Raw genomic sequence first — 16095 nt, 5'->3', positions numbered from 1 at the left:
GACTCGTAAATGAAAAAGATGCTTTGCGCTCTGCTGATGGCTGGTATGGCCTGCCCGGTTCAGGCCACTAGCGGCCGCCAGGATATGAGCAACGTTTCCGGCGAGTATGGCAACGTCCGCTTTCACGGTCGGGTATTCGTTTCGCCGTGCGTGCTGGATATGGCTTCACGCGATCAGACCATCGTTCTGGGTGATATTTCCGCCAGCCGCTTTCGCCAGAGCGGCGATCGCAGCGATTCGGTATTAGTGACGCTGAACCTGAATGGCTGCTTAAAAGGCTCTGGCCATACCTTAAGGGATTTTCCCGGACAGACCAGCGAAATGCCGGAGCTGGCGCATAGCACGGTGGAACGTGGCGTTTCGATGACGCTGATGGCCGAGGGGGCGCCGGAAAACAGCGATCTGGGGCGTATTCGCGGCGATGTGCGTGGTGCGGGCATTCGGCTACTGACCGAACGCAACCAGTTGATTCACCTGAATCAACCGCAACGCATGTGGATCCTCAAACCGGGCGATAACGCGATTCACTTTCTTGCCGCGCTGGAATCTTTTGCCCCGGAGGTGACCGCTGGCGAATTTAACGGTCTGGTCAGACTTAAGCTGGAGTATCTATGAGCGTATTGCACAAAGCGCTGCTGTGGGTCGCCCTGGCTGGCTGTCCGCTGGCCGGGCAGGCATTTACTCAGGGTGAAGGTGAGCCGGAGGGCGGGTCGCCGCATCAGTACGATATTGAACTGAGCTCGCTGGATGTCAGCAAAAACCATGTAGGCGGCAGAACGGAGCCTTTTACCTGGAATCTGGGCAGTTGGTATGTGGTGAATTTTTATTGCGAACAGGCCGATATCTCTCGGGAGCCAATTTATTACACCACCACGACCACCATGCCGCCTTCAAATCAGGGGGCGAACCGTTTTCGGTTAAACGAGTATCTGGATGTGGAAGTTCAGGTGTGGGTTGCCGGACGTTATAACAAATACGTCCAGGCACCGTTTACCAACGTTTCAAATCGCAACAGTAACAACAGCTGTAAAAAGCGTAAGGGCTACACGCGCGCCACGAACGTTGAAAGTGGTTCAAAAGGGAAAGTGACGTTTATTGTCACTAAACCCATTATCAATGGCATCAATATCACTTCTCAGTCGCTGGTGGAGGTTGCCGGGCGCATGGGCGGTGCGGGACCTACGCCAACCACGGCGATTTCACGCGTGGTCATTAAATCCGGGCTCATTACCGTGCCGGATAAATGCACCTTCAATCGGGGAGACAAAATCAGCATTGAGTTTGGCGATCTGCCTGGATCCGCTGCAAAGCTCAACGGCACCAATTACAGCAAGTCGATCCCGATACATGTGGTCTGTGAAGGCGGCAGCTTCGATCAGGGCGCGCTGAACATCAATTTAGGTGTACAAACCACCACGGCGTCAGGTACGGCTGGGTTTAACGATCATCTTCTCGGCACGTTGAGTGGCGGACAGAAACGCGACGATCTCGGCATTATGATCAAAGACGAGAGCGGCGGCACCGTAGTGCCCAATCAGTTCTACAACGTGAAGGGTTTTTACCAGAATCAGGGCGACTGGAATCTCACTGCCGCACCGGTGGCAAAGCCGGGCGTGGGGAGCGTTAAGGAAGGCGAGTTTGAAGCCTCTGCCACCGTTGTCGCGCAGTTTCAGTAGGGTAATACCATGACTTTCAGAACGTTAATCGCGGTGAGTACGCTGCTGTTTGGCGCAACGGTTCAGGCTGACACCAAACTGGTCGGCGGCGATATGTATTTTCACGGTACCATCAGAGCGCTGGCCTGCAGCCTGGCGCCCGGCGGCGACAAAATCGAGGTCGATTTCGGGCAAATCGCGACGCAGGATCTCTATCTCTCGGGGCGTAGTAAACCGGAAAAATTCAGCATCCAGCTACGCGACTGCAACCCGGAGGTCTTCCGTGGGATCTCGGTCACCTTCAGCGGCAAGGAAGATGCGGAGCTTACCGATCATCTGGCGCTGGATAGCAGCGAGCAGGGCGGGGCGTCGGGGATCGGGATTGGGATGAGCGAAGACGATGGCACGGCAATCCGGCTTGATGAAAGTACATCAGTTACAGAGATTACTGAAGGATCGATGACGCTGAATTTTTTGGCGTGGGTCGCGGCAGAGCCGTCGGCGATAAAAAACCAGTCCCTTGAATACGGTCCGTTCAGCGCCAGCGGGACCTGGACGTTGAATTACCAGTAGCATGATGAACGCACTGAATCGTATTGCGCCGCTGCCTGGCCAGAAATTATTGCTGATTGTCAGTCTGTTTTTCTGGTGCGGGATCATGCACCTCTACTGGTTGAATAACGGCGGCAGCGGTCTGTCGTTGCCGCTTAATATTACCAGTTGGATCTACGCTGCGGTATTGGCTGCAAGCGTAACGATGCTACTGCCTCGCCGACGCTGGCGCATCACTGTACCTGCCATGGGATTTACGTTGGGTGCGCTCATCCTGACGCTGCTTTGTCTGCTGACGCCGGGCGTCTGGCGGTCCGAGGCGTTGCTGGTGATGGGGGCGCTATTGGGTGGGGTGCTTGTCTATCTGGTGACATTGCAAATTCCACTTACGGTAAACGTTCGCACGGCATTGCTGGCCCTGTTATGGGGGGCATGCGTCATCGAATGCGTGGCGTTTGTCTATCAGTACTGGCATTGGCCGGGCGTTGATTACTGGGAGTTTGCCTGGCGGCGTGGCACGCGGCCCTACGGTATTTTTCAGCAGGTCAATCTGCTGGCCAGTTTCACGGCGTGCGGCGTGTTGCTGTCAGCGCTGCTCTTTTTACGCCTGGGCGGCAGATACCGAATTGTTATCGGGATTGCTTTGGTGATGATGGGATTTGTGCTGCATGAATCCCAGTCGCAAACCGGTTTTTTGTCTCTGGCGGTCGGCGAAGTGTTGCTGCTGGCGGTGTTCCCTGCACAACGCCGCACGTTGTTGCTACTTCTGTTGCCTCTGGCGTTAGGTATGGCGGCAGGCGCGGCCGCTCGCCATTTTTTGTCCGTTGCCACGGTAGATCATTTAACGACTTCTCATGTGCGCTGGACGGTGCTGAAAACGTCACTGGCATTATTTGCTGAACGGCCGTGGATGGGATGGGGCGTGGGCAGTTTCGCTGCTGTTTTTCTCGAACGAGCGGGGCCATTGGGGCTGAGCAGCATCTCGCATCCACATAATGAACTGGTGCTGTGGCTGGTGGAGGGCGGTCTGGTTGGGCTGGCGGGCGCGCTGTGTTTTATTGCGGGTGGGTTATGGCTCTGGCTGCACGGAAATCGCTGGCGTCGTGCCTGCCTGGTGGCGGCGTTGCCGGTGGTTATCCATATGTTGACGGAATACCCGGTCAGGCAGTCAACGCCACACTGGTTATTGCTGATCCTGCTGCTTCGTTGCGCAGATGGCGCGCTAAAAGGGACAAGTCTGACGCGCCCGGCGACGTCGTTGATTCGTGGGCTGGCATTTATCTCGTTTCTGACAGCCACTCCCTTGTTGCTTCTCACGCTACAGACGCAACAGCAACTGACGCTGGCGGAACGGCAGTCAACACAGTGGCAACTTGCCGAATCGCTCCCGGTGGGCGGCTGGTTGCTTGCCACACGCTACCGGTTTGATCTCCAGATGGGATACCTGCAACGGTATCAACGTACCCGGGATGCTCGCTGGCTGGAGTTGGTTCGCCGCTGGGCGCCTGACTATGTGCGTGTTCACCCGGACCCGAATATCTCCTTCACGCAAATCTTGCTGGCGTTACAGCAGCGCGACCTGAACCAGGCGCACCGTCTGGCGACGCGCTTTTACCTGATCTACCCGAACGATCGCCGTATCTCCTGGTTACAGGATGCACGACGTCCTTTTAATCAAAAAATGGAATGATATGAACAGACTCAGCGAACAGGCTCAATATGTACCAGAGCTTCCCCGTAATGCCGAACTGCTGCGGATCTCCGGGATCCGTTTGCAGCGCATTCATTTTTTTGATGATGCCTCACTGGATGTCCGTGAGGTGTTAAGCCAGGTACGCACGCCGCTCCCGCTGGATCTTTTTTTCAAGCATCTTTCTGTCAGCGCGAAACAGCAGCTGTTTATGTGGCAAATGCAGCGGGTGCTCGTACTTCCAGGAAGCTATTCGCTGAATTTATCCGTCAGGATGCTGACCTGTCTGTCGTGGATCTCGCGACTCACCAGGCAGGCGCATCAGGGGCGGATTGTTATTGAAATTCAGGATCCCGCGACCATGATGCGTCTGGAAAAGGCAGAGCAGCAGGCGGTATGCATCGCCATAAAAACCCTGGTGCGTCATGGGTTTCGCGTGTGGCTGGATGACGTTTCGCCTGAGCTGTTTTTTGTCTGGCGACTGTCTGGCATCCGTTTTGATGCCATTAAAATTGAAAGCGGGATGTTTCATCAGTTCAGATCATCGGAGTGGCAGTTGCGGGTACTGGTCAATCAATTTCGCGGGCTGGGAGAGCGGGTGGTGATCGAGGGAGTAGAAAGCGCGCAGGATTACGCCATCTGCCGTATGAGCGGCGCAGATGCTGTACAGGGCTTCTTTTTTGAGCAGGAGATTGTGCCGAAAAGCCTGAATCATTGCTGATTCAGGCCCTGGGGATTACTCGCTCAGCGTCTGTGCGATATCTTTCTGTACCTGCTGGCGCTGTTCCGGAGTCAGCACTTTGTTCAGGTCAAAGTAGTATTTCACGCGATAATAACGCGCTTGTTGTTCGATATTGCTGAACGCGGAAAGCTGCTTCTTGACGGCGGTTTCATCCCATTTCCCGGACTTGATAACGTCAATCAATGCGCCGTCTTTAACATCTTTCACTGAAATCTGGCTGACGTTGGTTTCAAGCTGCTGGTGCAGTTTTTTGATCTGCGCAACCTGGTCGGTGGTCAGCTTAAGGTGCTGGACTACCGGGTCCTGAGCTGGGGCGGGAACGTTGGATACATTTGCTGCAAACGTGCTAAAAGAAGCGCCAGCTACGGTTGCAGCCAGCAAAGTCATGCGAACGAAGTTCTTCATTATTGAAATCCTGATAAAGGAATTATTAACATTGTCAGACACTCGCCGGTTACGAGTGATTATCCCTTGCAGAATACGTTGCCTGAAGCATGTCGCCACGCGAATTTGTTTTGCGGTTGGTTACGGAGTGCAACAATCCCGCTATGCAAAAATGTTGCGCAGCGGGAGGAGAGGCGATATCTACAGCGCGAACGGGTCGGCGTCCTGCCAGGCGGGAAACTTTTCGCGATACTCACGCAGCGCCGAGAGCGACAGGTCAGCGTCAATGCGCGTGGCCTGATGCGGCTCGGCGGTGGCAATAATCTCACCCTGTGGATTTATCACCCGGCTGTCACCGCGATAATGATGACCGTTACCGTCAGTTCCTACACGGTTACATCCTGCTACATACGCCTGATTCTCAATCGCCCGTGCAGTGAGCAGAACCTGCCAGTGCAGCGAACGCGGCGCGGGCCAGTTAGCCACATACAAAGCGAGGTCGTAATCGTTACGGTTGCGCGACCACACCGGAAAACGCAGGTCATAACAGATTAACGGCAGAATGCGCCAGCCGCGCCATGCAAAAATAACGCGCGCGTCTCCCGCCTGGTAATGCTGATGTTCATCCGCCATGCGGAACAGATGACGTTTGTCATAGAAATGCACATTACCTTCAGGCTCGACCAGAAAAAAGCGGTTAACCGCACCGCGTTCGGAGTGAATCGCGGCACTGCCCGCGATCAGGGCGTTCGTTTGTTGCGCTTTGGCGCGCATCCAGCTTACGACCTCTTCCTGCGGCAGCGATTTGTTTGCTGCTTCCATCGCAAATCCGCTGGTAAACATCTCGGGCAACACAATCACATCACGTCCGGTGACGGTTTCCAGTTGTCGGTCGAAATGGCGCAGGTTGGCCGGGCCATCCATCCAAATCAACGGTTGTTGCAGCAGAGTAATTTTCAAACCAGGCACGATCGAGCCTCCTCGTTGAACAACATTTTGACACTGTAGCATGAGCTTTAACGAAAATGTGGCAATAAAAAGCCCCGCATTAAGCGGGGCTAAATGTTATGCGTGTGTCGTTATGCCGCTTCGACTTTACGCACTTTCTCTGGCAGCTTTACCGGCTGCGTCGCCAGCTCCTCGGGTTCGAAGTCATCCACGTTAATGCTGCGCAGACGGCTCGCTTCGGCTTTCACCAGAATCGCGGCTTCGTCTTTATCAATCAACCCTTTGGCCAGCGCGTTATGCGCCAGTTCGTCCAGGCGGGTAAACGGCAGATTTTTACCCAACTCTTTGCAGATCCGCTGGTGGATAGGGTCGGCTGCAATCACGTCCAGCAGAGCCTCTTCCAGCAAACCGACCGGGTTATGCTCGCTTGGCGTCAGGTATTGACCGCGACCAAGGCGAGAACGGGTGGCGCTCGGAACCTGCAAAATCTTCGCGACCTTATGATCCAGCTTGTCGGACGGTGCATGATAGTGGCGACCGGTCGGGAAGATAACCACACTCAGCAACCCGGCAACCAAACGGTTCGGGAAGTTTTTCAGCAGATCGTCCATCGCCTGTTCGGCTTTGTACAACGCATCCTGGACGCCCCAGTGAACCAACGGCAGGTCGGCTTCATTACGGCCTTCATCGTCATAACGCTTCAGCACAGCGGAGGCCAGGTACAGCTGACTTAACACATCCCCCAGTCGCGCCGAGATACGCTCACGACGCTTCAGGCTACCACCCAGAACGGCCATGGACACATCCGAAAGCAGTGCCAGGTTGGCGCTCAGACGGTTCAGGTGCTGATAGTAACGTTTGGTCGCATCGGCGGTTGGCGTGCTGCTGGTTAAGCCACGCGTCAGGCCCAGCCAGAAACTGCGTACTTTATTGCTGCCAACGTGACCGATATGTTTGAACAGCAACTTATCGAACGCATTCACATCGTTATTCTGCGCTGCAGCCATCTCTTCCAGCACATACGGATGGCAGCGAATCGCACCCTGACCGAAGATCATCATGCTACGGGTCAGAATGTTAGCGCCTTCAACGGTAATGGCGATAGGCGCCCCCTGATAAGCACGGGCGAGGAAGTTGCTTTCGCCAAGCATGATGCCTTTACCGCCAGTAATATCCATGGCATCGATGATTGATTGCTGCCCGCGGTGGGTACAGTGATACTTCACGATAGCCGACAGTACCGCCGGTTTTTCACCCAGCATAATGCCGTAGGTTATCAGCGAAGCCGCAGCATCCATCACGTAGGCGTTACCGGCAATACGCGCCAACGGCTCTTCAATACCTTCCATCTTGCCGATAGAGATTTTGAACTGGCGACGAATATGCGCATACGCGCCGGTTGCCATTGCGACCGATTTCACGCCGCCCGTGGAGTTAGACGGCAGGGTAATACCGCGCCCCACAGACAAACATTCCACCAGCATACGCCAGCCCTGACCGGCCATTTTTGGGCCACCGATAATGTAATCAATCGGCACGAAGACATCTTTGCCCAGCGTCGGACCGTTCTGGAACGGCACGTTAAGCGGGAAGTGGCGACGGCCAATCTGTACGCCCGGCGTTGAGGTTGGGATCAGCGCACAGGTAATACCGAGATCTTCTTCCCCACCCAGCAGTTTTTCCGGGTCGGAGAGTTTAAATGCCAGACCCAGTACGGTAGCGATAGGCGCCAGCGTGATATAACGTTTGTTCCAGGTCAGGCGCATCCCCAGCACCTGCTGGCCCTGCCAGTCGCCCATACAAACCACGCCGGTATCAGGGATCGCGCCTGCGTCGGAGCCTGCTTCCGGGCTGGTCAGAGCGAAACATGGGATCTCCTGACCGCGTGCCAGACGCGGCAGGTAATGATTCTTCTGCTCTTCGGTGCCGTAATGCTGCAGCAGTTCGCCTGGGCCTAATGAGTTAGGTACGCCGACGGTGATCGCGAGGATCCCGGAGACGCCGGAGAGTTTCTGCAATACGCGAGCCTGAGCATACGCGGAGAATTCCAGCCCGCCGTACTCTTTCTTAATGATCATCGCAAAGAAGCGGTGTTCTTTCAGATACGCCCACAGTTCCGGCGGCAGATCCGCGAGTTCGTGGGTGATCTGGAAGTCATTCGCCATGCGGCATGCTTCTTCCACCGGACCATCAATAAACGCTTGTTCTTCAGCTGTCAGATGCGGCTGAGGATAGTTATGCAGTTTTTTCCAGTCTGGTTTCCCCTGGAACAGGTCGCCTTCCCACCAGGTTGTACCGGCATCAATCGCCTCTTTCTCTGTACGCGACATGGGCGGCATGACTTTACGGAAACCGCGGAACACCGGCGCAGAGATCATAGATTTGCGCATCGGCGTCAAGTTAAACGGTACGAGAATAATGGCCAGAGGAACCAGCAGCCAGACTGACCACAGACCAGCCACGCCAAGCGCAGCCGTCCAGGCGAGCAAAATTAAGCTGCTGAGGAATAAGCTCACGCGGTGATAGAACAATACGCCGAGCAGAACAACCGTAGCGATAATACTCAAAATCATCATAACGAAAAGCTCCCTTGCTTGTAGGAGGTCTGACCACTTGTGATGATATGGTTGTAGTGGATGTAAATTCTTTTAGCAATGTGTTTACAAAATAATTACAACAAAGCTCACATTGTTGGTGTTTTAACCGGCACAAAAAATCAAAAGCCGCGGCCATTCCTGTGGCTTGTACTTCTCGCTGGTAGCGCTATCCGGTACACTGCATCCTGTCATTTACATTCATGCTGAAGGATATCCTCATGTACCAGGATCTTATTCGTAACGAACTGAGCGAAGCGGCGGAAACGCTGGCTAATTTTCTTAAAGATGACGCCAATATTCACGCCATTCAGCGCGCGGCGGTCCTGTTGGCAGACAGCTTTAAAGCCGGTGGTAAGGTACTTTCTTGCGGTAACGGCGGTTCCCATTGCGATGCGATGCACTTCGCCGAAGAGCTGACCGGGCGCTATCGTGAAAACCGCCCAGGTTATCCGGCTATCGCTATCTCTGACGTTAGCCACATCTCCTGCGTCAGCAACGATTTCGGTTACGATTATGTGTTCTCCCGTTACGTTGAAGCCGTGGGACGCGAGGGCGATGTCCTGTTAGGCATCTCTACTTCGGGTAACTCTGGTAACGTGATTAAAGCGATTGCCGCAGCGCGTGAGAAGGGGATGAAAGTCATCACCCTGACCGGTAAAGATGGCGGCAAGATGGCGGGCAGCGCGGATATCGAAATTCGTGTGCCGCACTTTGGCTACGCTGATCGTATTCAGGAAATTCATATCAAAGTGATCCATATCCTGATTCAACTGATCGAAAAAGAGATGGTTAAATCATAAGAAGGCGATTGCCGGATGGCGGCTGAAGCCTTATCCGGCCTACATGAGCTCCACGTAGGCCTGATAAGCGCAGCGCCATCAGGCAGTTCACGGTTTTAAGGTAGGTGATGTATGTGCGAACTGCTCGGGATGAGCGCCAATGTGCCAACCGATATCTGCTTTAGCTTCACTGGGCTGGTTCAGCGCGGCGGAGGGACCGGGCCGCACAAAGACGGCTGGGGTATTACGTTTTATGAGGGTAAGGGTTGCCGTACGTTTAAAGATCCGCAACCCAGCTTTAATTCGCCTATCGCCAAACTGGTACAAGACTATCCCATCAAATCCTGTTCCGTGATTGCCCACATTCGTCAGGCGAATCGTGGGGAAGTGGCGCTGGAAAATACCCATCCATTTACCCGTGAACTATGGGGACGTAACTGGACGTATGCCCATAACGGGCAGCTCAGCGGTTATAAATCGCTGGAGACCGGTAATTTCCGCCCGGTCGGTGAAACTGACAGCGAAAAAGCCTTCTGCTGGCTGCTGCACAAGCTGACAGAGCGTTATCCGCGCACGCCAGGTAATATGACAGCGGTGTTTAAATATATCGCGGCGCTGGCAGGAGAACTGCGGGAGAAGGGCGTCTTCAACATGCTGTTGTCTGACGGTCGTTATGTGATGGCTTTCTGCTCGACCAACCTGTTTTGGATCACACGTCGAGCGCCATTTGGCGTAGCGACGCTGCTGGATCAGGATGTGGAAATTGATTTTAGCTCAGAGACCACACCCAATGATGTGGTCACCGTGATTGCCACTCAGCCGTTAACCGGCAATGAAACCTGGCAAAAGATTATGCCAGGCGAATGGGCATTATTTTGTCTCGGGGAGCGAGTAGTTTGATGCCAGCTGCGGTTGAACGACTTCGTGACTCAACGGCTTGCTGATAACGTAACGGCCATCGACGACGGAAACGGTCGGTGGCTTCCGCGTTTGTTCAAAGTAATCGTATCCTGGCTTTAACTGGGCCCAGAAATCTTTGTAATACGAAAACTTATGGCGCTGCATATTGGCATCGGTCATGCGGAACGGGTAAATGCTAACCTGTACGCTGGATTGCCCGAACACCAGAGCGCCGGTGACAAACTGGAAAATCTCATCAATACCGTTGTCGGTCATCGCATAGCAGCCGACGGAAACGCAGGCGCCGTGGATCATCAGGTATTTACCTTCATAACCGTGTGCACGGTCGTAGGCGTTAGGGAAACCGATGTTAATCGCTTTATAGAAGCGGCTATCCGGTTTGAGCTGTCCGCGTTGTACGCTGTAAAAACCTTCCGGGCTTTTGAAATCACCCTGACGCTGTTTCGGCCCTAAGCCGCCGGAATAATTGCAGATCTTATAACTGTCGAGCAATTGATACTGTTCGCCCATCTTGACGTACAGATCGAGCGTTCGCTCTTCTTTGAAGATCTGGATATAGACAGGGGAGCCCATCAACTGCTGCTTATATTCTTTGCTGACAGGCGTGGTCGGGCTGCTGCTGCTCAGCAAACCAGCAAATGAAACGCACGGCAATAAAAGCATCGCAAGAAAAAATGCGATTTTACGCATACTGCTTATTCCTTGATAAAACGATTACACACGCCAGGACGGCAAAAAGAGTCCCCAAATCGGATAAATCTGGATCTGGAGCGCTCACATTAGCACCAAGAGAGTTTTTCGCAAGTCTCTCGTGCGGCGTTTACACTTTAGTTTTTCTTTATACGAAAAATTGCGCTTAAAGGCTGTCAGACACGGGCCTATTTTGCTGACCACCCCTCTGCATTTCGTCTTATTAATAAAGAATGCCTAATGTGTTGAATTTAAAATATTAATTATTTAATAATCGAATATTAACCTGGAATGACGGGCAATAGCGCTAGACTGCGGCGAACGTGTTTGACCAGGTATTCTTCTTTTCATGCTTTTTGTCTCTGCACCCCGTTGCTTCTTGCCGGGCCTGCTGTCTTTGTGTGTTGTGCTGTCTTTACCGTCTGTCGCCAAAGTTCAGCCCCACTTATCTGACGCCCAGTTAAGCTATGCGGCGCAATTGCGTATGCGTAACCGCGCCCGGCTGCTGAAGCAGTATCACGCCCAGGTAAAAAAACAGGCAAGCTACGTGGTGGAAGGCAACGCAGAAAGTAAACGCGCGCTGCGCCAGCAGAATCGGACGCTGATTAAACAGCACCCTGAGTGGTTCCCGGGGCCGCTAAAAGCCAGTGACCATCGCTGGCAGGAGCTGGCTGAGAATGACCATTTTCTCAGTAGCGATCATCTGCACAATATCACCGAAGTGGCTATCCACCGACTTGAGCAGCAGTTAGGCAAACCTTATTTGTGGGGCGGTACCAGTCCGGATGAAGGGTTTGACTGTAGCGGACTGATTTTTTATGCCTACAACAAAATCCTGGCGGCAAAATTGCCCCGTACGGCGAATGAAATGTATCACTACCGACGGGCAACGATTGTCTCTAACCGCGATCTTCGCCGTGGTGATTTAGTGTTCTTTCATATTCACAGCCGGGATATTGCCGATCATATGGGCGTCTATTTGGGGCAGGGGCAATTTATTGAATCACCGCGGACGGGAGAAACCATTCGGGTGAGCAATTTATCCGATGACTTCTGGCAGGATCATTATCTTGGCGCCCGTCGTATTCTTACGGAAAATACGATTCTGTAATCAAAAGGCGGTGCAATCACACCGCCGCGCCAGGCGTTAACTCAACGCCCCCATGATCTTTAATTCCAGCTCATCCGGAACTTCGTTATAAGACAACACCTGTAGGCCCGGGGCAAACAGGCGCGCATAGCGCGCGAGCAGAGGACGTAACTGCGGCGCGACCAATAGCACTGGCTCTTTCCCCGCCGCTTTCATCTGCTCTTTTATCTGCGGCATATTGGTCTGAAACTGATTCAGCATATTGGGATCGACCGGCACGCTATCCAGCACCACTTTTCCACTTTGCTGAGCCTGGTTCACCACATTCGCCAGCAGATTCTCCAGGTCACTATTCAGCGTATATACCGCCAGCTCATCTTTACGCACAAACGGATGGGTAATGCTGCGACGTAGCGCCAGACGCACATCCGCCGTTAACAGAATATGATCTTTGGTCACAGCGCTACTGGCGACCAGTACGGTGGCTATGGTGACGATATCGCGCAATGACACGCCTTCGATAAGCAGCGCCCGGTAGACTTTCAACAGTTGGCTGTAATTCAACGCTGCGCTCAAATCTTCCGCCAGACGCGGCGCCATAGAAGAAAGACGGTTATGCAACTGCGTAATGTCATCGTAATTAAACAGCTCTGGAATATAGTTGCGAATGATCTTATTCACATGCGTCGCAATAACGCTGGCGCTATCGATAACCTGATACCCCATATTTAACGCTTTAGCTTTTTGCGCCGGAACAATCCAGGTGACCGGCATACCGTAGGCCGGATCGTGGCCTAAAACACCGTCGATCTCGCCATAGGTTTCACTGGAGGGCAGCGCCATCAGCTTATCTGCGGGAATGTCGGCCTCATCGGCCTTGATCCCATTGATAAAAATCGCGTACTGGGTCGGTTTGAGGCGGAAGTTTTCGCGAATGCGAATTTCCGGTAACAACACGCCGTTGCTGTCTGAGATCACCTGCCGCACACCGCGAATACGCTGAGTGAGCGGATTCCCTTTGGATTTATCGACCAACGACACCAGCTTGTATCCCAGACTCAGGCTGATAGGTTCAATTAAAGGGATGGTTTCCCAACTGACCTGCTGCTCGGTGGTTTCTGCGATGGTTTTGGTCAGCGTTTCGAGATTTTTCTCTTCGGTCTCTGCAACCTTGGGGCGCTTGCTCATGCGCCAGGCGGTGAATCCCAGCAGGGCGCTGAAAATCAGGAAGGGGAAATGCGGCATCCCCGGTACCACTGCCAGCACAAACATAATGCTGGTGGCGGTATACAGCACCGAGGGGCTGGCCAGTAGTTGGCTACGCACGTCTGTGGCAATATCGCCGCTGTCGCTTACGCGGGTGACGATGATCGCTGCCGCTGTCGACAACAGCAGAGAAGGGATCTGGGCGACCAGACCGTCACCGATGGTCATCAGTACGTATTGCTGGAATGCGGCTTCGGCGCTTAAATCGTATTTAAAGATCCCGATACAGACGCCGCCGATCAGGTTGATAGCCAGGATCATCATCCCGGCGATGGCATCGCCGCGCACAAACTTTGACGCACCATCCATCGCGCCATAGAAATCCGCTTCGCCCGCCACGTCTTTACGTCGCGCTTGCGCCTGCGCCTGATTAATCAGTCCTGCATTCAGATCGGCGTCGATCGCCATCTGCTTACCGGGCATGGCGTCAAGCGTAAAACGAGCAGAAACTTCGGAGATACGCTCCGCGCCTTTGGTAACCACGATAAAGTTAATGATCATCAGAATGATGAACACCACGAAACCAACGACAAAGTTACCGCCGATCACCACCTGACCGAAGGACTCAATCACCTTACCGGCAGCGCCTGCGCCCATGTGACCGTGCAGTAATACCACGCGCGTTGACGCCACGTTCAGCGTCAATCGCATCAGGGTGGTGATCAGCAGAATGGTCGGGAACAAGCTGAATTCGAGCGGGCGTTTTGCAGAAACGGCCACTAACAGCACCATCACCGCCAGCACGATGTTAAAGGTGAACAGAATATCCAGCAGGGCCGGTGGTAACGGCAGGATCACCATGGCCAGGATACACAGTATAACCAGCGGAATGCCGATGTTACCGTTACGCAGCAGCGCCAGGAATTGTTTAGTTGTTTTCGGCATCCAGTTTAAGAACCTCTTTTGGAATGGAAATATGTCTGTTCAGCGAAGGACGTGCTTGTGAACCGTCACGCCAGTGCTTCATTTGCAGTACATAGGTCAGGACGTGTGCAATCGCCCGATACAGTTGAAATGGGATCTGTTGATTCACCTGGGTGGTGTAATAAACGGAGCGTGCCAGCTTAGGAAACTCAACGACTTCAATATTGCTTTCTGCCGCTACCTGCCGGATATACAGCGCGATTTCATCGGTGCCTTTGGCAACCACGAAAGGTGCGGCGGCGCGTGACTGGTCGTATTGTAGCGCCACGGCATAGTGGGTTGGGTTGGTGATTACCACATCGGCTTTTGGCACAACTTTACGAATTTGCCCCATCGCCATTTGCCGTTGCAAGCGACGTATTCTGGCCTTAACCTCGGGTTTACCTTCCTGATTTTTATACTCTTCCTTCACTTCCTGTTTCGTCATTTTCAGCCCTTTGGTGAACATTTTTTTCGCCAGAGGGACGTCGATTAACGCAAAGAAAACAAACAGGATGACAAAGTTGCGCATGATGCTGCTGTACAGCGCCAGACCATCGCTGACGGCCTGTTTGAAATGAAGCTCTTGTAAGCCGAGAAATGCGGCAACGTTATTGCGTACGCTGATCCATAGCATCACCAGCAGCACTATCGCTTTGAGCGTCATCTTGCCGGTATCCACCAGATGGTCGGTGGAAAACAGGCGACCAATCCCTTTGATCGGGCTTAATTTGCTAAAGTCCGGCAATATTTTTTTCGGCAGGAATAGCCAGCCTCCCGGAACCAGTGAGGCAAACAGCGCGGCAACCGGCATGGGTAACAGCGTCAGGATGAATTTCCCCAGAATCAGCAGATGGTGTTCAAGGAACTGACCGATGATGTCCGGGTCATTAATGTTCTGCGCGTACTGATGCACGCTGGTAAAGCTTTCGCGCACGAAATCTTCGTACCAGGGAAAGCTGCTGGAGATCACCATAAATGCGGCAAACAGACTGGCGGCAAGCCCCATATCTTTTGAACGCGGTATTTGTCCCTCTTGTCTGGCCTTGCGAAGTTTTTGCGCCGAGGGTTTTTCTGTTTTTTCTTCGCTACTGCTATCCGCCATAGTGTCCCTTCAACGCGTCAAGCTGCTGTAAGACGAAATTCGCCAGGTGCAAATAGTGGTCGGGCAGGTTGTAAAGCAGGGTTGCAAAGCAGAACAGACCCGCCAGCATGTTGATGGGAAAACCTAATGAGTACAGGTTGAGCGGTGGTGCAATACGGTTTAGCAGACCAAAGCAGCCCTGAACAATCAGCATGATAAAGGTCGTCGGCAGCGCCAGCAGCGTGGCGGCGGCGAATACCCAGCCCAGCGCCAGAGAAATCGTGCGCAGAGATTGCGGATGCAACGCATTGCCAATCGGCCAGTAAGTAAAGCCTTTAAATAAAATACTCACCAGCAGCAGATGCCCGTCCATGGCAAAAAACAGTATCACCGCGTAGATGTTGATCATTTCCGCCAGCACCGTCGTTGACGCGCCGCTGCTGGGGTCGTTCATCACCGCCATGCTCATCCCCATATTAAAAGAGAGGATTTGGCCCGCCAGTTGTAGCGCTAAAAATAAAAACTGCAGCATCAGGCCGAAAAGCATTCCCCACAGAAACTGCTCTGCGGTCAAAATAATGCTGTTGATCGACAGCAGGCTGGTGGGTACCGGGTGGGGGATAAGCGGCGTAATGATAAAGGCCAACGCCAGGGACAAAATAATGCGTATACGTATGGTCAGCGCGGCATTATCCAGTACCGGCGCGTAGTGAATAAACGCCATAATGCGCACGAAGGGAAACCACATGCCCAGTATCAGATTACTTAACTGTGTAATATCTGTTTCGCGCATG

15 protein-coding genes are annotated in these 16095 nt (G+C 53.3%); 8 read left to right on the top strand and 7 right to left on the bottom strand.

The genetic code is table 11. From position 1 onward, the window contains the following. Positions 1 to 9: 9 nt before the first annotated feature. Genes M4I31_RS19040 through M4I31_RS19020 form a run of 5 tightly spaced genes read left to right on the top strand, consistent with a single transcriptional unit; the run spans position 10 to position 4618 of the window. Positions 10 to 615, top strand: coding sequence for a fimbrial protein (locus tag M4I31_RS19040; protein ID WP_085047755.1), 606 nt, complete (start codon positions 10 to 12; stop codon positions 613 to 615). Next, the gene (locus tag M4I31_RS19035; RefSeq protein WP_085047754.1) at positions 612 to 1676 is read left to right on the top strand and encodes a fimbrial protein; all 1065 of its coding nucleotides are present in this window, start codon (positions 612 to 614) and stop codon (positions 1674 to 1676) included. Before M4I31_RS19040 ends, M4I31_RS19035 begins: the two co-directional genes overlap by 4 nt. Positions 1677 to 1685: 9 nt before the next feature. After that, positions 1686 to 2228: a fimbrial protein gene (locus M4I31_RS19030; protein WP_038637520.1), complete on the top strand. Its 543-nt coding sequence runs from the start codon at positions 1686 to 1688 to the stop codon at positions 2226 to 2228. Position 2229: 1 nt separating this feature from the next. Continuing rightward, positions 2230 to 3897 (top strand): O-antigen ligase, encoded by a 1668-nt coding sequence (locus M4I31_RS19025; RefSeq protein WP_085047753.1) that lies wholly within the window; start codon positions 2230 to 2232, stop codon positions 3895 to 3897. Position 3898: 1 nt separating this feature from the next. Continuing rightward, entirely contained in the window at positions 3899 to 4618 is a 720-nt protein-coding gene (locus tag M4I31_RS19020) for an EAL domain-containing protein (RefSeq protein ID WP_038637529.1), read from the top strand. A 15-nt stretch (positions 4619 to 4633) separates the two neighbouring features. Here the strand turns inward: M4I31_RS19020 and M4I31_RS19015 are convergent, their stop codons facing one another. From M4I31_RS19015 to fadE, 3 genes are all read right to left on the bottom strand, one after another. Next, the gene (locus tag M4I31_RS19015) at positions 4634 to 5044 is read right to left on the bottom strand and encodes a Spy/CpxP family protein refolding chaperone (protein ID WP_038637532.1); all 411 of its coding nucleotides are present in this window, start codon (positions 5042 to 5044) and stop codon (positions 4634 to 4636) included. 180 nt (positions 5045 to 5224) lie between these two features. After that, positions 5225 to 5992 carry an amidohydrolase gene (locus M4I31_RS19010; protein ID WP_085047752.1) on the bottom strand — a complete coding sequence of 256 codons (768 nt, stop codon included), beginning with the start codon at positions 5990 to 5992 and terminating at the stop codon, positions 5225 to 5227. Positions 5993 to 6102: 110 nt separating this feature from the next. Next, positions 6103 to 8547, bottom strand: coding sequence for an acyl-CoA dehydrogenase FadE (fadE, locus tag M4I31_RS19005; protein WP_038637538.1), 2445 nt, complete (start codon positions 8545 to 8547; stop codon positions 6103 to 6105). A gap of 239 nt (positions 8548 to 8786) precedes the next feature. Between fadE and lpcA the strand changes: the two genes are divergently transcribed. Together lpcA and M4I31_RS18995 are read left to right on the top strand one after the other, a co-directional pair. Then, entirely contained in the window at positions 8787 to 9368 is a 582-nt protein-coding gene (gene lpcA, locus M4I31_RS19000; protein WP_016149592.1) for a D-sedoheptulose 7-phosphate isomerase, read from the top strand. Between the two features lie 111 nt (positions 9369 to 9479). Next, a complete protein-coding gene (locus M4I31_RS18995) occupies positions 9480 to 10247 on the top strand; it encodes a class II glutamine amidotransferase (RefSeq protein WP_069323846.1) in 768 nt (255 codons plus the stop codon). Here M4I31_RS18995 and dpaA read toward each other — a convergent pair. Further along, on the bottom strand, positions 10218 to 10958 hold the full coding sequence (gene dpaA, locus M4I31_RS18990; protein ID WP_038637546.1) for a peptidoglycan meso-diaminopimelic acid protein amidase: 741 nt from the start codon (positions 10956 to 10958) through the stop codon (positions 10218 to 10220). The two genes, M4I31_RS18995 and dpaA, sit on opposite strands and share 30 nt — an antisense overlap. Before the next feature lie 349 nt (positions 10959 to 11307). On the opposite strand from dpaA, the gene M4I31_RS18985 reads away from it, so the two are divergent. Beyond that, the gene (locus M4I31_RS18985; protein WP_085047751.1) at positions 11308 to 12069 is read left to right on the top strand and encodes a C40 family peptidase; all 762 of its coding nucleotides are present in this window, start codon (positions 11308 to 11310) and stop codon (positions 12067 to 12069) included. A gap of 36 nt (positions 12070 to 12105) precedes the next feature. Here M4I31_RS18985 and flhA read toward each other — a convergent pair whose 3' ends face one another. The 3 genes from flhA to M4I31_RS18970 are packed head-to-tail and all read right to left on the bottom strand — an operon-like array spanning position 12106 to position 16094. After that, a complete protein-coding gene (flhA, locus tag M4I31_RS18980; RefSeq protein WP_038637552.1) occupies positions 12106 to 14199 on the bottom strand; it encodes a flagellar biosynthesis protein FlhA in 2094 nt (697 codons plus the stop codon). Next, positions 14183 to 15322: a flagellar biosynthesis protein FlhB gene (gene flhB, locus M4I31_RS18975; protein WP_085047750.1), complete on the bottom strand. Its 1140-nt coding sequence runs from the start codon at positions 15320 to 15322 to the stop codon at positions 14183 to 14185. The genes flhA and flhB overlap by 17 nt, the downstream gene beginning before the upstream one ends. Next, positions 15312 to 16094: a flagellar biosynthetic protein FliR gene (locus M4I31_RS18970; protein WP_038637559.1), complete on the bottom strand. Its 783-nt coding sequence runs from the start codon at positions 16092 to 16094 to the stop codon at positions 15312 to 15314. Before M4I31_RS18970 ends, flhB begins: the two co-directional genes overlap by 11 nt. Position 16095: the final 1 nt, after the last annotated feature.

The sequence above is a fragment of the Citrobacter sp. XT1-2-2 genome, assembly GCF_023516235.1.
Lineage (GTDB): Bacteria > Pseudomonadota > Gammaproteobacteria > Enterobacterales > Enterobacteriaceae > Citrobacter > Citrobacter werkmanii.
The sequence above is the reverse complement of the archived record's forward strand: the minus strand, read 5'-3'. Positions and strand labels throughout refer to the sequence as shown.

Excerpts from the sequence above, each read along its gene's own strand:
- dpaA (WP_038637546.1), bottom strand. The coding sequence starts at position 10,958 with ATGCGTAAAATCGCATTTTTTCTTGCGATGCTTTTATTGCCGTGCGTT.
- M4I31_RS19040 (WP_085047755.1), top strand. The coding sequence starts at position 10 with ATGAAAAAGATGCTTTGCGCTCTGCTGATGGCTGGTATGGCCTGCCCG.
- M4I31_RS18995 (WP_069323846.1), top strand. The coding sequence starts at position 9,480 with ATGTGCGAACTGCTCGGGATGAGCGCCAATGTGCCAACCGATATCTGC.
- lpcA (WP_016149592.1), top strand. The coding sequence starts at position 8,787 with ATGTACCAGGATCTTATTCGTAACGAACTGAGCGAAGCGGCGGAAACG.
- M4I31_RS19035 (WP_085047754.1), top strand. The coding sequence starts at position 612 with ATGAGCGTATTGCACAAAGCGCTGCTGTGGGTCGCCCTGGCTGGCTGT.
- flhA (WP_038637552.1), bottom strand. The coding sequence starts at position 14,199 with ATGCCGAAAACAACTAAACAATTCCTGGCGCTGCTGCGTAACGGTAAC.
- fadE (WP_038637538.1), bottom strand. The coding sequence starts at position 8,547 with ATGATGATTTTGAGTATTATCGCTACGGTTGTTCTGCTCGGCGTATTG.
- flhB (WP_085047750.1), bottom strand. The coding sequence starts at position 15,322 with ATGGCGGATAGCAGTAGCGAAGAAAAAACAGAAAAACCCTCGGCGCAA.
- M4I31_RS19015 (WP_038637532.1), bottom strand. The coding sequence starts at position 5,044 with ATGAAGAACTTCGTTCGCATGACTTTGCTGGCTGCAACCGTAGCTGGC.
- M4I31_RS18970 (WP_038637559.1), bottom strand. The coding sequence starts at position 16,094 with ATGCGCGAAACAGATATTACACAGTTAAGTAATCTGATACTGGGCATG.
- M4I31_RS19020 (WP_038637529.1), top strand. The coding sequence starts at position 3,899 with ATGAACAGACTCAGCGAACAGGCTCAATATGTACCAGAGCTTCCCCGT.
- M4I31_RS19025 (WP_085047753.1), top strand. The coding sequence starts at position 2,230 with ATGATGAACGCACTGAATCGTATTGCGCCGCTGCCTGGCCAGAAATTA.
- M4I31_RS18985 (WP_085047751.1), top strand. The coding sequence starts at position 11,308 with ATGCTTTTTGTCTCTGCACCCCGTTGCTTCTTGCCGGGCCTGCTGTCT.
- M4I31_RS19030 (WP_038637520.1), top strand. The coding sequence starts at position 1,686 with ATGACTTTCAGAACGTTAATCGCGGTGAGTACGCTGCTGTTTGGCGCA.